The organism is Bacteroidales bacterium (assembly GCA_026418905.1).
GTDB lineage: Bacteria > Bacteroidota > Bacteroidia > Bacteroidales > DTU049 > JAOAAK01.
This window is the reverse complement of the sequence record JAOAAK010000003.1, coordinates 155,473-170,303: the sequence shown is the minus strand read 5'-3', so window position 1 is coordinate 170,303 and position 14,831 is coordinate 155,473. Positions and strand designations below refer to the sequence as shown.

Sequence of the window (14,831 nt, the reverse complement as noted above, 5' to 3'; positions counted from 1 at the left end):
AAGTATGCGATTCACATTGAAGATATGGAGACAAGAAGGACCTGATAAGAGGGGTAAGTTCGTAACATATCAGTTAGATAACGTTTCGCCAGATGCTTCTTTTTTAGAAATGCTTGATATTCTGAATCAAAAACTCATTAAAGACTCGATTGGAAAGGAAAATATTCCCTATGAACAAACTCCTATTGCTTTTGATCACGATTGTCGAGAGGGTATATGTGGAATGTGTGGTTTATACATCAACGGGCGCCCGCATGGACCTGACGATCGCGTTACTACATGTCAACTCCACATGCGAAAATTCAAAGACGGTGACCTTATTGTCGTAGAGCCATTTAGGGCGAAAGCATTTCCTATCATTCGCGATTTAATGGTGGATAGGAGTGTTCTCGATAAAATCATTCAAGCAGGTGGTTATATATCTGTCAACACTGGGAGTGCCCCTGAAGCAAACACTATCCCTGTGCCCAAGCATATGGCTGAGAAAGCTATGGATGCAGCTCAATGTATAGGTTGTGGTGCTTGTGTTGCTGCATGTCCTAATGCTTCAGCTATGCTTTTTGTAGGTGCCAAGGTTGCTCATCTAGCTTATTTACCGCAAGGACAAGTGGAAGCCATGATTAGAGTTCAGAAAATGGTAGAAGCCATGGATGAATGTGGTTTCGGCAATTGTTCAAATACCTATGCATGTGAATATGAATGTCCTAAAGGTATATCTGTTGTACATATTGCCAAAATGAATCGCGATTACCTGAAAGCAAAAATTATTGAAGAAAAGCATTTATAGAAAATTAACGATTTTACCCATATGGTCTTTATAAATTTAAATTCGTGAAAGTGTGTTTGTTTATGATGATGAAAAAGGACATGTATTACTTATGTTTGTTTTTACTTTTTACCCAACAACTTTGGGCACAGAAGAAGGTAGATACTCTGGCTATGGTCAAGCATACACCGATCCGAGATCAGCAGATGAGTGGGACATGTTGGTCTTTTGCTACAACTTCTTTCCTTGAAAGTGAAATACTACGGATCAATCCACAGATAAAGAATATTGATTTGAGTGAAATGTTTTTTGTCTATCATAATTATACGAATAAACTGCAACGTTTCTACTTAAAGCATGGTTATATGTTCTGGACCATGGGAGGTCAGCCTCATGATGTTTTGAAAATAGTTTTTGAAAAAGGGTTTGTACCTGAATATGCCTATCATGGTTATACGACTTCCGACAAAGGACATCATCATGCTCGATTGGATACGGCTTTAAAAAATATTGCACTAAAAATTGACTACACCATTCCTATGTCTGTTTACATGAAAAAATTTGCTGATACTCTCAATTGCTTTTTAGGAAAGGTTCCTGAAAAGTTCATCTATGAGAAAAGACAAATAACTCCGAAAGAATATTCTGCATTGTTAGGAATAGACGCCCAAAAATATGTCAATTTGACTTCCTATCTTCATCATCCTTATTATGAATGGTTTGTTCTTGAAAGCCGGTTTAACTGGGCAGATGTGCTTTTTTTCAATATTCCATGGAATCAATTTGAATCAATTTGCGACAGTGCTCTTATAAAAGGATATAGTTTCGTTTGGAATGGTGATGTTAGCGAGCAAACTTTTGATTATATGTCTGGTTTTGCGGTGTGGAACGATAAAATTTTGAACATTGATACTGAACGACTCGATCACTTTTTCATCCACAAAACTCAAGTGGAACATGTGATGCACGTAATTGGATTGTTGAAAATAGATGGTAAAAAATATTACCTAGTAAAAAATTCTTGGGGAAAGATAGGAAATTTCAAGGGTTACATTCTTATGTCGGAAGATTATTTTCGATTAAAAACAGTTAGCATAACAGTTTCTTCAGACATTTTACCTGAAGATTTTGTGAGAAAGATGATCAAAAAGCAATTTTTTCCTTTTGCCTATTAGTAAATGTATTGATACTTTGTGCTATTACATCACACTTTTACACATGCCTAGTCCGCTGCTGTAGGCCATTGAAAAGCATTCATGGCTCATGAAACTAAGTTTGTTTGATGATATGGATCTTTGACAAAAAATGATATTTCTTACCAAATAGGCAAATCTCCTAAATAGAGTTAATTTGGAGTAAACAATTTAAAAACTTCTAATGCAGGGACAGTTTGATGAGGTTATACATTATTCAAGAAAATAATAAATTTTAAAATACGATATATGCTGCTAATTTATACTTGTAATGATTGTCATGAGAATTTTAATATATCTTATGGAATAATAAACGCATTGATCATACTCTAAACGGTTGAAAATATTTTCAAGTTTACATTTTTATTTAAATTTAATGTTTCGATTTCAAAAGTAGATAAACATTGATGTAAGGTGACAATAAATCAACTTAATTTAAATAAGCTGAATTATAATGATAGTATTCCCTACACCATGAGCATAAAAAATATAATATAAATATTTTTTTGCATAAAAAATAAAATAATATGTAGTATTTTTTTTAAAATTTAAATGTTTTATATTTGTTATAAATTCTAATTTTATGAAAAGGATTGTTTTAATTTTCACGTTGTTATTGATTATTTATGATTCAATAGCACAGAACGTCGGAATATCAGAAACAAGTATTACTCCTCATCCTTCGGCGATGCTAGAAGTGCGTTCATCTAATAAAGGAATTTTAATTCCACGAGTAGTTCTCATTCAAACAACTTTATCAGCTCCCATTGCAAATCCTCAGACTAGTTTGCTTGTGTACAACACTGCTACTCAAAATGATGTGTATCCAGGTTATTATTATTGGGATGGGGCAAAATGGGTTCGCCTTCTGATTAATCAGGATCTTTCTTTTGCTTGGTTGCTTACAGGAAATAATATTTCACCTCAACATTTTATTGGTACGTTAAACAATGAGGACTTTAAAATATATACCAATAACTCGGAAAAAATACGAATAACAACACAGGGCTTCATGGGCATTGGAACTTCCAATCCTTTGGCCATTCTTCATGTCAAAGGTAACATTCGACATAGCGGTTTTCTTATATCTGAAGGAAATTATGCAAAAGAGTGGATGAAATTTGATGAAACACCGTTTGGACACTCTTTGATATTAGGTGCAGGAGCTCTTACTGTCGTAGGTGGTGGGGAATCTTCAGATAGTGTCAGAGCAAATATTCCACCTTCACAAGAATGCTTAATTCTTTCCTCGGATGAAACAGGAAATAATCCTGCTATACAGTTTATCACCAGTGTTCAAAGTGGATGGGGAAATCGTGTCGTTCCCATGACCATAGTTGGGAATGGGAAAATTGGAATAGGAACAATTTCACCAACTGAGCAATTACATGTCAAAGGAAGTGTTCGTTTTGAAGGCGTAGGTGCTGGTACAACAGAAACTACTGGTTTGGTGGTCGATGCAAGTGGGAATGTGAGAACGCGGACTCTTAATTCCATTGCTTTTACTGGTTATACCGAAACAGATCCCAATGCATGGCGTTTAATCGGAAATTCATCCACCAATCCATAAATAAATTTTATTGGAACAACCGATAACGTAGATTTTGTCATTAGAACAAACAATGCAGAACGAGCTCGTGTAAGCGGCGTTGGTAATGTTGGTATTGGGACATCATCTCCTACTGCCAAATTACATGTCAATGGGAGTGTTCGTTTTGAAGGCGTAGGTGCTGGTACAACAGAAACTACTGGTTTGGTGGTCGATGTAAGTGGAAATGTGAGAACGCGGACTCTTAATTCCATTGCTTTTACTGGTTATACCGAAACAGATCCCAATGCATGGCGTTTAATCGGAAATTCATCCACCAATCCATCAATAAATTTTATTGGAACAACCGATAACGTAGATTTTGTCATTAGAACAAACAATATAGAACGAGCTCGTGTAAGCAACGTTGGTAATGTTGGTATTGGGACATCATCTCCAAGTCAGAAGCTTACCGTTAACGGTAACATTGGATTAAATGCTGGGGTAAATTCTTTCATAGGTACGCTCTCAAACACCGACTTGTTATTTTACACTAATAATGGAGAAAAAATGCGACTTACTAAAAGTGGCGACCTTTATGTAGGAAGTAAAAATGATACGATGAGATATCTATTTGATTGGATGTTTCCTCAACCACCAGGGAATTTTTCGTCGAGAGTTCACATCAAAAAGGATTATGGAGTCGCTGGTAGTAATCCTACCATTTATTGTCCGTTAACCATTACTTCTATTGATACGTCAAATTATACTCCTCCTCCAATACCAGCTCACTTTGGTACTTACATTGAGGCCATTAACAAGCGAGGATCAAATAGTGTTTCTGGCGAAACTTATGGAATTATAGCTACAGCACAAGCTGATACATTGTCAAAATTTTATAGATTAACAGGGGGAATTTTTCATTCATACTCCAAAAGCAATGCACTTACCAATCAATCCACTATGACAGCTATAGCTGGTAGGATAAATTATCAAGGAAAAGGTTTTGTGGAAAAAGCATACGGGATAAATTTATTAGGGCAAAATCGTTCTTCAGGTACCCTTAAAAATTATTGTGGTTTTTACTCAATGGTGGATAATATATCTACTGGTAAATATGACACCATCGTTATGTATTATTCTCAGGTTCTGGGAAGATGTAAAGCATCTGTTCTTTATGGTCAGCAAATATTTCTTGACTCTCAATACATAAAACCTCAAAAAATATATGGTCTTTATATTTTAAATAAATCTCAAACAGTTAATCCAAATGATAATTGGGGAATTGCATTGTATGGTTTTAATAAAAATTACATAAGCGGAAATCTTGATGTGGGGGGTACACTTACTGCAACTGCTTGTATTTGCCCCTCTGATTTAAATCTTAAGTCCCATATTTATCCCATACCATACGGTCTTAAAGATGTTTTGATGCTTAAGCCTGTAGCATTTGAGTGGAAGGATAATCACCAACACGATATTGGGTTGATTGCTCAGGATGTCATGGGTGTGATACCTGAAGTTGTTCGAACTTTTTCGAAAAATTCTTCCGATTCTTCTTATTATGCTTTAGATTATGCTAAATTAACTTCAGTTATAATAAAAGCAATGCAGGAACAGCAAGCCATGATTGAACAACAACAAAAGATTTCTGAAGAACAACGAACTATCATCAACCAGCAACAAAAAGAGATCGATTTGCTTAAAAAACAAATTCAAGTATTGTCTGAAGAAATAAAAAAACTACAAACGACAATAATAGCTAATGGATCTGCTAGTAAATGATGTTTAAGTTTATTGAAAAACAAGAATTTTGTTATTGTTTAATGACTCTTACTTGATATGTTTTTCTAGGGGTAATGATATCAAGAATATAGAAACCTTGCTCTAGATGAGAAAAATCTACTTGGTTACTTGTTAATCTCCCATGTTGTATTTGATTGCCTTGAATATTTTTTATAGAATAAATTGCATCATCAACATTTTCGTTAAGAATGATAGTGCAGAGGTTTTGGGTAGGATTTGGATAAACATCAATAAATGTTGTTTCTTCATAGTGGTTGGATGCAGTTGGAGTGGTAGTATCGCATTGAAAAGTATAGTTGTAATAAGTAGTATTTTGCAATCTAGAGAAGAAAATGGTGCGTTGGCTCTGATTATTTTTAAGCATGTAGTTCAGATATGGTTTAAGTATATACATCACACGTTTTTGTTGCTCTTCACGAGAGATGGTGGGTTGGGGACTGGTAGTTGATTCACCAAAACTGCAGTTGAAGTTGTAGTTGGCAAAATAGCAATGACCACCACCCATGATAGTAACTAAAAATTTACAATCACTTCCACAGGCGTTGTACATGGGAATTTGGTGCTGAGAAGGAGGAGTAACACCATCTTTTTCACCGCATAACATTAAAACCGGTACAGTGACGTCGGGAGCTATGTCGATACTTGATGGGTTACTAGTTTCTGCTGCTGCAAAATTAACAATGGTTGTAACGTTGGTATAATTCTGTCCTGCTATGAAAGTACATCCACCCCCCATGGAATGACCCATGATAGCACTTGTACTAGCTACGCGTCCATAAAGGAATGAAGAAGGATTATTTCCTTCGCTTTTGATTTTTTCATTAAGGAAACGAAGATCAAGGCCAAATTGCTGATGATTAGGTGAGATACCGCCTTCTGTGCGAGGAAAAGCCATGATGTAGCCTATTGGAACTAGGCTGTCCCAAAGATTTTTATAACTATCCCATGACATCAAGAAACCGTGACCAAAGATGAGTAAAGGAAATTGTCCGGAAGCAACTGGAACATTATCGCCAGCTGTGTTAGCAGGATAATAGATTTCAGTTTGAATGCTTCGGCCATTACGTGATGGGTCGGTGTATGTAACCTGACGATGACCTATCTGATAGGTCTGGGCAAAAGCAAATAATGCATACCACATCGCATGAAATAAAAGAATTTTTTTCATTTTTTTTCAAAATTAATTATTAATTTTCTGTATGATAAACTGTTACCTGTTTCATAGGTGTTGAAATGAACACATGAATGAAAATGAAGTTTGGTTTAAATTTTTCACATCCACCATTAGATATGATATCCTATTTTCAATTCGTATTGTTTTTATTTCATAAGTTTGTAGAGTTTATCTGCATTGAGGATTTTATTAATCGCTATAGTGTGGGGTGAAAGATTGATTCGGGTAATGTTCAATTATTATTATTAATTATTACGCACGTTGATTTATTATGAAAGTTATAAGTAAACTTTCAAGTGAGGTAAAATTTTTTAAATTTGCTCGATTAAGTTAGCTGCCCAAAAATAAAATGCACTAAGATAGTGTATACTTGCCCAAACACCTAAAGTTTTTATCATTCTCGATTCATAGAATGTTTATTAATGAAAAACAGAATCTGATCAAGAAATATGATGCACAACTTTGCGGCTAAAAATGATTAACTAAAACTAAAAGCATATTCAACTTTAATATGATCAAGCCTTATTTCATTGATATTAATTTCTTTGTCATCGAAAAGTATGTGTGTTTAAAAGTTAAAAAAATAAGTTCCCAAAAGCATTAATGTCAATTACGAAGATCTTGATTTATGATGCATTTTTGATAAAAAGGTGAAATTGTGTGGGCAAGCAAAATTGGAGTTTTTTTATATTTCTTTAAGTAAAAATAAATGAACTATGTTTGTGATTACAATGGATGCCCATGAAAAAATTTTACATTATTATTTTTTTCTTATGGTATGGTTTTCAAAATGCTCAGGTTCCCTTACAAACACTGAGGGGTTATGTACTGGATGAGACTACACGTGAACCACTTATCGGAGCTGTGGTGCTTTTACAAAATCAAGATTCGACTCGGGGAACAGTAACGGATGAACAAGGTAATTTTCGATTCGATCAAATTGCAGTTGGCAGATATCACCTGAAAGTATCATATCTAGGTTATGAAACAAAAGAGTTACGAAACATTGAAGTAAGTTCTGCTAGGCAAACTGTTGTAGAAATTGTTCTAAGCCAAAATAGCATTCTTTTAAAAGGAGTAACCATACGTACTGCAAAGGATGAACAAACTTATCTTTCAGTGCGTTCTTTTCATGTTGAGCAGACCGAACGTTATGCTGGAAGTTTAGGAGATGTAGCTCGGATGGCAGGGAATTTTGCTGGTGTTTCTGTTCACAATGATACGCGGAACGATATCATTATTCGAGGAAATTCACCTGTTGGGCTTATTTGGAGATTGGATGGAATTGAGATTCGTAATCCAAACCATTTTGCAGCACTTGGAACCACAGGGGGACCTGTAGGCATGCTCAACAACAATACTTTGTCCAATTCAGCTTTTTATTCAGGTGCTTTTCCAGCTCGTTTCGGAAATGGGCTCTCTGGAGTTTTCGATCTAAAGATGCGCAAAGGCAATGATCAGAAAACAGAGCTTATGGGGCAAGTAGGGTTTAATGGTTTTGAACTTGGAGCTGAAGGCCCCATACCTTTGCTTAAGCGTTCTTCCTATCTTATCAATGCTCGTTATTCTACTCTTGCAGTTATGCATAAATTGGGTTTTGGAACTGGTACTGGTTCGGCTGTTCCCTTTTATGAGGATCTTACCTATAAAATTTTTCTGCCTGTTGGGGAAAAAAGCGGTATTTCATTGATTGGCCTCTATGGAGATAGCCACATCGATATGCAACCTGATACTGTTGGTAGTGGTTATATGCTAACAAATCAGCGAACAGCTTTTCAATCGGCTTTGTACGTAAGTGCTATTCAGTATCATACCCTCTTATTCAAACAAACTTTTGCACAGCTCGGTATTTCTCATCAAAGTTTTTTCGATAAAACTATTTTAGATGACTTAGATAGTACTCAGAACTTGAAACCATTTTATAGATCTCGCAATAATGGAATGAAGTATTCCTTACAAATGTCCTTTAAAACCCGATTTGCTGGTTCAGTTCAGCTTGAATATGGAGTGGCAGCTCATCGAAATACCTTTAGCATCGTAGATAGCGTATTTCTTCAAACTCAACAGTTGTTTAAAAAAATTCACAATGCAGATATCTCGTTTTATAGTGGTGCTGCTTTTATGCAAATCATAGCTCAGTTAACTTCTAAACTTACCCTAGAACCAGGTGCTTTTATGTTTTACCAAAACCTAAACAACGAAACTAGTTTTGAACCTAGGCTAAGATTACAATACAAGTTAACCCCCTTGCATGATCTTTATCTGGGATATGGTTTACATACTCAGATGCTTCCTCCACAAATATATTTTGTTCTTTCGTCAGATTCTGGATTAACCAACTACCATACTACCAATACTAACCTCAAACTGACACGAGCCCATCATTTAGTCTTAGGATATAGCTACTTACTCAAAGAAAATCTTAATTTGACTGTTGAAGCATATTATCAGTGGTTGTATCGTATTCCTGTTTCTCACAAAATACCCCAATTTAGTTTTACTAACATTGGTGAGTTTTTTTCTATTCCTGCCGTGGATAGTTTAGTAAGTAAAGGAAATGGGCGAAATATGGGAATTGAACTAACTATTGAACGTTCTTTGTGTAAAGGTTTTTATGTATTAGGAACAGTATCTTTGTTTGATTCTAAGAGTACAGGTTATGATGGGAAATGGCGTAACACTGCATTCAATAATCGTTTTATTTTCAATTTGCTTGGAGGGTACGAATGGCGCATAAAAGAAAAAAATTTTTTGACAGTTGACGTAAAAGCAACCTATGCAGGTGGAAAACCTTATCTGCCGATTGATTTGGCAGAAAGCATCAACGAAGGTTCGGTAATGTATGATTTCGATCGGGCTTACGAGGATCGTTTTCCTGACTATTTTCGCCTCGATATACGTGTAGGATTTAAACGAAATGGACGTCATACCACACAGCAATGGGCAATCGATTTACAAAATATTACTAATCATCGGGCTATTATTGGTCAGACATTTGATGCCAAAAGCAATGCCATTCAGAATGTTTACCAATTCGCTTTTTATCCCATGATGTTGTATAGGATATACTTATAAAAATGGAAATGAACGTTATGTATGTAATATCAAGGATCATAAGAGTAGTTTTTATTACTCTCATCACTTTGGTTAAAATTTCGAAAGCCATATCTCAGCCAGATTGGCATCAAATTCGTTCTCACGCAACTTTTCATGTAGCTGATACGGCAACGTATTTTTATCCGGAAATTTTATCCATACATGTCGATGGTTGGGAAGATGGCCTTTATGTTACAAGGGATGGAAAACATCTTTTCTCGACATACATTCCTATTGATATCATTTCGTGGTTAAGTGATTGGTATCCTTGCATTGACTTTAAGCCTTATTATAGAGGGCTTCTTCTTGATATTGATACCATTACGAATATTTTTGGATGTCCTAATTACATTCATAGCGATATTGTGAAGACAGAAAGAATGAATGTAAACAATCCTTTTAATTCGTGGCATTCGTCAAAGTTGAGAAAGTCTATGACGTTTGAAGGTGGTGCCTGTGGAGTGCAGAAAAACACTGATACGTTTGATGTTTTTGTCTTCACGCTCGACGAGGGTGTCAATGGAATGGAAATCATGTTGATGCGAAATGTGTCTACAAATCCGGATTACTCTTCAGCTGTTCCCATTTTAAGCAGTCCTGAGCATGAAGACAATCCACACATAGAACGTTTGTCTGATAGTATTTTGCTGATCTTCTTCGATCGTGCTCGATATATTTATTATTCACTGAGTTATGACAACGGAAGTACTTGGAGTGAACCCAGTTTGGTTACAAGTGTTCTCAATGATCATGCTCCTTACGATACTCAGCCGCATTTATGGTTTGATGGAAATTTCTGGTGGGTATACTTCTGTGCAGATAATCCGGCTGGTTATCGATCCATATATCGATCCCGTCAACTACAATCTGGTGATTGGAACAATTGGTCTCCCAAAGAGTTAGTAATAGCTCCTTTGGGTATAGGTAATGGATATGGAGATATGATGGCAATTGGTGAACCTTCTCTCACATCATGGGGAGATATTTATTTTGTCGTATGTTACGGTAATTCCATGCAATCAGATACAACCAATGTTTACGATTGTGATCCATGGCTTATGAGAAGAAAGCAGCTGCTGCACATTGATCATTACCAGTATTTAAATATACAAGTATATCCCAATCCTACTCAAGGTTGTATTAGCATCAAAAACATTCCTCCTGGTAGTGACATGTTTATAAACGATATGCAGGGTAGAGAAATATGTCGGTTAGGACAAATTTGGCTACATGAAGTTCAAGTAGATTTGAGTTTTCTCAAAGACGGTATTTATATTTTAACATGTCAATCATCACAGGTAAAACAATATAGTTTTTTCCTAATTCATCGAAATTTTTAGAATTTCCTTTGATATTTTGTTTGGTTTATTTTCGGGGGTTCTTCTTCTTATGTACTTGAAGATCTTACGAAAATATTTTATGAATTTTGGCTTATGATTTCATTTAAAAAGTTAAGAATTTATGAGGAATTTAACAATGATTAATTTTAATATGAAAATTTAATATAAAAATTATACTTGAATAAAAAAAATATGTATATTTGCATAAAATTTATAAAAATATGAAAGCATTAAATCATTTTTTAGAACCAGGAGAGGAAATCATTGCTTATCTTCGGAGTGGTGGTTTTAAAAACTGGATTTTTGGGCTAACAAGCAAACACAATGTAATTCTTGCTAAAAGAGCTCTTTTCTTTAAACCGAAAGGATATGAATTTAAAGTGCCGTTTAAGGAAATTAAGTATTTCGATTATGTTTATCGTCCATTTACTATTGAGTTTCAATTTAAAAAAGGAAGCGATAAATATACATTAAATTGTGCTGAAACGGTTATTAAATATGATAAAATTATAGATTTCTTAAATTTTCAACATGTTGAAGCATATCCTTCATACATGAATGGTGAAAAACTTCAAATGGTGATACCTATCAAAGGTAAAAAGGGTCGTCAGACTTTGAAAATTACCAATGAGAGTTTTTGCTTTACTGAACTTACAAAAATGGGTGATGAAAATGAAATAACATGTGTAGAAAGATTTCGTTTTGATGAATTAAAATATTTTGATATTTTGGGACCTTGGGGTCCAAATGCCCTTTATTCTTTGTATATAGCTACACCTCAAAAAGATGATAAATATAAAACTACAAATAATGCTTTGCCAACAATATTTATTTCCTTTCAACCTGCACTTGATATTGACAAATTTTTTGTACAGGAAGAAGTTTTTTACGATATTGATAGAAGCAATGTGGAAACAGCCACGAAAGTTTTTTATGATCCCATGTACAAGTTCCTTCGTTATATTCATGAAAAATTTACTCAGTCCAAACCTTCCTATTTGGAAGCAGATGAGGTCGTTATGTTGGATTTAGAATCAAGAAAAGAATTCTCGATAGGTGTGACTGAACCATCTACTTTTATACGCCTTACCAATAAACGCGTATTAGAATTGAATTTTGATAAAAATCAGAATAAATTTCTTCCGATAAATTCTTGGGTTTATGATAATTTTGAACGAGTTGAGATAACAAAAATTCATAAGGACGGAAGGCTTGAAAATATTAAAATAGAATTCCTTTTTAAAGATGGAGCTAAAAAAATATTTTATAATGATAGTGAAAATCTTGTAAATATTTGCTCTAACATGATTGTCAGCAAAATCAAAAATCAAGAAAAACAATAAAAATCATGAACACATTATTATTATTTGGGATTGGAGCTATTATTTTATTTTACCTTATCCCATGGTTCGGTAAATCGTATATGTTTAAAAAAGGCGGAGAGACTATGGGGAAAGCATATATCCCTATTTATAATACTTGGATATATCTTACTCTTTTACGTTATCCTAAATGGTTGAAAGTTATTTTTATATTATTAAATCTTGTCTGTTTGTCTTTTGGATTTTTGGCTATGTCTGAAAATTCTCAATTCCAAATTGATTTGTTTTTTCTTGGGATAGGTTTGGGGTTTGTTTTTTATGAAATGTTGTTGACTTCTTTTACTTACATACGTTTTTTTAATTTCTTCGGTGTATCTCATAGGAGTAATGAAATTATTATAGTTTTACCTTTTATTTACTACCCTTTTATATGCATTAGAAAAGATTTTTACAGGGTTTTAAAAAATGGAATTTTCTGGGAAAAGGATGAAAAACTTTGATAATTTTAGTTTTGAAAAATTACTGATCTTTTTGAATTAGGCTTTCTAAGAGAACTTGTTTATTATGAGATAGAGTTCTTTTTTCCAATAGTTATATTGGAAGTTATCTAGGATGTTTGAAATTTTTTCTGGTTCAAAGTTATTAAGTCTAGAGAGTTGAGACAATGTCTCATCTGAAACGAACAAAAGAGGATGAATAATCATTTCTGCAAGATGATAATTGCGCCACCATCGTAAGTGTACATATTTTTTATTATCAAAGTCAAGTACAGGTTTGTTTTCAAGAAGTATATGAGTCGATGGTGAGTTTCTTTTAAGAAGTTTAAGTAGTTGTGATTTAAGATGAGGGGATTTGTTGAGTTGTTCTAAAAGAAGAATTTTATTAATAACCTCATCTACAGTTTTATCGAAAAGGTTGCGGAATTGATGTGCTTCTTTGAAGTACGTAGAATATATGCCTCTAAAGCTACTGAGTAAAAAATACACCTCAGCAGTATATTGAATAAGAAAGGGGAATTTTTCCGATGCGAGATGAATGAATTTTTCACCATTTAGGAGTGTATCTACTTTCGTAGGATGAGTTATTAAGAATTCATTTATTTGACAACGAGGATATAATGTTGTGTTTATATATTGAAACCAAAATTTTAACATTGGATCTATAGGATGGAGGTCTTCTAGGGATATGAAATTCTGAATGTTATTATGGATAGGATCGATGTCTAAAAAGTTACGCATGAGCTTTAGCCAGTAAAGGAGTTGATATCGAGGTAGTTCCTCAGGTTTGATCGTATGTTGATGTAATTGATGATAAAACTCGATAATTTGTTGATCAGCTCGAATGATTCCTGGATGTATTGAGGTTCGAAGTAGAAGTCCATCCAGAGAAGTACATCGGCTTAATCCAACATAAACTTGTCCGTATGTGAACACACGTTGAAGATCTAAGTAGACTTTAGAGAAGGTAAGACCTTGGCTTTTATGTATGGTCATAGCCCACGCAAGTTTTATTGGGAATTGCGTAAAAGATCCTAACACTTCTTGCTGAATTTCCATTTTGTCTAGATCTAACTTGTACTGAATATTTTGCCATGTATGACGTTCAAGTTCTATAGGTTGTTCTTCATCATCTGTTTCAATAAATAGTACATTATCTGAAATGCTTTTGACGGTGCCTATTTTGCCGTTATAATATTTTTTATGTGGAGATAAATCATTCTTAAGAAACATGATCCGAGCACCTTCTTTAAGAGTTAGATTATAGTCTGTTGGATAGTATTTTTCGGGAAAGTCACCTTCAATAAGAGCTTCAAAATGATATCCTTTCCCTTTAAGTTGGCTAAGTCTAGTTTGATTGATTTCCTCAACTGTTTTGTTATGAGTAGTGAGTACGAGATAATCTTTATTAAAGAACCAATCAAAATAGGGGTCAATTCTTGAGTTTATCTTTTGTAGATCATCTTGAGTGATTTTGCCCACTCTAATGTTTTCCAAAATATTTATGAAATCGGGATCGGTTTGCCTATGTATTGTCTCGAGTTCTATGGTTGTGTATTGAATTTGACTAAAGGATCGACTGGTGAAAAAATATGGAGAATTATAGAAGTGATAAAAACCATTTTTTTCTTGTTCGCTTACAACTGGAGGGAGCTGAAAAAGATCACCAATAAAAATCATTTGGACACCACCATAAGGAGTTTGATTGCGGCGGATTTTCTTAAGAAGGTAATCAATTGCATCAAGAACATCGGCTCGAAGCATGCTCACTTCATCAATGATGATGGTGTCAAGTTGTTGGATGAGTTCAATTTTCCAACGAGGAAAAGCGATTTCTTCAAGTGGCGAGTTTTGCACATCATCGGGAAGTAGTAGAAGACCATGAGGTAACTTAAAGAAAGAATGTATGGTTTGGCCCCCTGCCTGTATAGCTGCAACACCAGTGGGAGCAAGTATTACAAAACGTTTGTATAAATGCTGACTTAGTTGTTGAAGGAAGTATGTCTTACCAGTTCCTGCACTTCCGGTCAAGAAAACGTGAAGATCTGTAAACTGAACAATATGATAAACAAGTTGGAAGGGTTCATGCAATATGATATCATCGTTCAT

11 protein-coding genes are annotated in these 14,831 nt (G+C 34.5%); 8 read left to right on the top strand and 3 right to left on the bottom strand.

From position 1 onward, the window contains the following. Positions 1 to 4: 4 nt before the first annotated feature. The 3 genes from N2Z72_00935 (at position 5) to N2Z72_00925 (ending at position 3,529) form a co-directional block, all read left to right on the top strand. Complete coding sequence (locus tag N2Z72_00935) at positions 5 to 787, top strand: succinate dehydrogenase/fumarate reductase iron-sulfur subunit (GenBank protein ID MCX7696241.1); 783 nt, start codon at positions 5 to 7, stop codon at positions 785 to 787. Positions 788 to 867: 80 nt separating this feature from the next. After that, positions 868 to 1,941, top strand: coding sequence for a C1 family peptidase (locus tag N2Z72_00930; protein ID MCX7696240.1), 1,074 nt, complete (start codon positions 868 to 870; stop codon positions 1,939 to 1,941). A 601-nt stretch (positions 1,942 to 2,542) separates the two neighbouring features. Further along, the gene (locus N2Z72_00925; protein ID MCX7696239.1) at positions 2,543 to 3,529 is read left to right on the top strand and encodes a hypothetical protein; all 987 of its coding nucleotides are present in this window, start codon (positions 2,543 to 2,545) and stop codon (positions 3,527 to 3,529) included. On the opposite strand, the gene N2Z72_00920 is transcribed toward N2Z72_00925, so the two are convergent. Beyond that, positions 3,469 to 3,762 carry a hypothetical protein gene (locus N2Z72_00920; protein MCX7696238.1) on the bottom strand — a complete coding sequence of 98 codons (294 nt, stop codon included), beginning with the start codon at positions 3,760 to 3,762 and terminating at the stop codon, positions 3,469 to 3,471. The genes N2Z72_00925 and N2Z72_00920 overlap by 61 nt on opposite strands. Between N2Z72_00920 and N2Z72_00915 the strand changes: the two genes are divergently transcribed. Continuing rightward, the gene (locus tag N2Z72_00915) at positions 3,737 to 5,272 is read left to right on the top strand and encodes a tail fiber domain-containing protein (protein MCX7696237.1); all 1,536 of its coding nucleotides are present in this window, start codon (positions 3,737 to 3,739) and stop codon (positions 5,270 to 5,272) included. The two genes, N2Z72_00920 and N2Z72_00915, sit on opposite strands and share 26 nt — an antisense overlap. A gap of 31 nt (positions 5,273 to 5,303) precedes the next feature. On the opposite strand, the gene N2Z72_00910 is transcribed toward N2Z72_00915, so the two are convergent. Beyond that, positions 5,304 to 6,461 carry a T9SS type A sorting domain-containing protein gene (locus tag N2Z72_00910; GenBank protein ID MCX7696236.1) on the bottom strand — a complete coding sequence of 386 codons (1,158 nt, stop codon included), beginning with the start codon at positions 6,459 to 6,461 and terminating at the stop codon, positions 5,304 to 5,306. A gap of 747 nt (positions 6,462 to 7,208) precedes the next feature. On the opposite strand from N2Z72_00910, the gene N2Z72_00905 reads away from it, so the two are divergent. The 4 genes from N2Z72_00905 (at position 7,209) to N2Z72_00890 (ending at position 12,725) form a co-directional block, all read left to right on the top strand. Continuing rightward, complete coding sequence (locus N2Z72_00905; protein ID MCX7696235.1) at positions 7,209 to 9,542, top strand: TonB-dependent receptor; 2,334 nt, start codon at positions 7,209 to 7,211, stop codon at positions 9,540 to 9,542. 2 nt (positions 9,543 to 9,544) lie between these two features. Continuing rightward, the gene (locus N2Z72_00900) at positions 9,545 to 10,903 is read left to right on the top strand and encodes a hypothetical protein (GenBank protein ID MCX7696234.1); all 1,359 of its coding nucleotides are present in this window, start codon (positions 9,545 to 9,547) and stop codon (positions 10,901 to 10,903) included. A 221-nt stretch (positions 10,904 to 11,124) separates the two neighbouring features. Next, positions 11,125 to 12,246 carry a PH domain-containing protein gene (locus tag N2Z72_00895; GenBank protein ID MCX7696233.1) on the top strand — a complete coding sequence of 374 codons (1,122 nt, stop codon included), beginning with the start codon at positions 11,125 to 11,127 and terminating at the stop codon, positions 12,244 to 12,246. A 5-nt stretch (positions 12,247 to 12,251) separates the two neighbouring features. Continuing rightward, positions 12,252 to 12,725: a hypothetical protein gene (locus N2Z72_00890; protein ID MCX7696232.1), complete on the top strand. Its 474-nt coding sequence runs from the start codon at positions 12,252 to 12,254 to the stop codon at positions 12,723 to 12,725. 45 nt (positions 12,726 to 12,770) lie between these two features. On the opposite strand, the gene N2Z72_00885 is transcribed toward N2Z72_00890, so the two are convergent. After that, positions 12,771 to 14,831: an AAA family ATPase gene (locus N2Z72_00885; protein ID MCX7696231.1), complete on the bottom strand. Its 2,061-nt coding sequence runs from the start codon at positions 14,829 to 14,831 to the stop codon at positions 12,771 to 12,773.

What these genes read in the sequence shown, in the direction of transcription:
- N2Z72_00935 (MCX7696241.1), top strand. Translation starts at nt 5, where the DNA reads ATGCGATTCACATTGAAGATATGGAGACAAGAAGGACCTGATAAGAGG.
- N2Z72_00930 (MCX7696240.1), top strand. Translation starts at nt 868, where the DNA reads ATGTATTACTTATGTTTGTTTTTACTTTTTACCCAACAACTTTGGGCA.
- N2Z72_00925 (MCX7696239.1), top strand. Translation starts at nt 2,543, where the DNA reads ATGAAAAGGATTGTTTTAATTTTCACGTTGTTATTGATTATTTATGAT.
- N2Z72_00920 (MCX7696238.1), bottom strand. Translation starts at nt 3,762, where the DNA reads ATGGAATTAAGAGTCCGCGTTCTCACATTTCCACTTACATCGACCACC.
- N2Z72_00910 (MCX7696236.1), bottom strand. Translation starts at nt 6,461, where the DNA reads ATGAAAAAAATTCTTTTATTTCATGCGATGTGGTATGCATTATTTGCT.
- N2Z72_00905 (MCX7696235.1), top strand. Translation starts at nt 7,209, where the DNA reads ATGAAAAAATTTTACATTATTATTTTTTTCTTATGGTATGGTTTTCAA.
- N2Z72_00900 (MCX7696234.1), top strand. Translation starts at nt 9,545, where the DNA reads ATGGAAATGAACGTTATGTATGTAATATCAAGGATCATAAGAGTAGTT.
- N2Z72_00895 (MCX7696233.1), top strand. Translation starts at nt 11,125, where the DNA reads ATGAAAGCATTAAATCATTTTTTAGAACCAGGAGAGGAAATCATTGCT.
- N2Z72_00890 (MCX7696232.1), top strand. Translation starts at nt 12,252, where the DNA reads ATGAACACATTATTATTATTTGGGATTGGAGCTATTATTTTATTTTAC.
- N2Z72_00885 (MCX7696231.1), bottom strand. Translation starts at nt 14,831, where the DNA reads ATGAACGATGATATCATATTGCATGAACCCTTCCAACTTGTTTATCAT.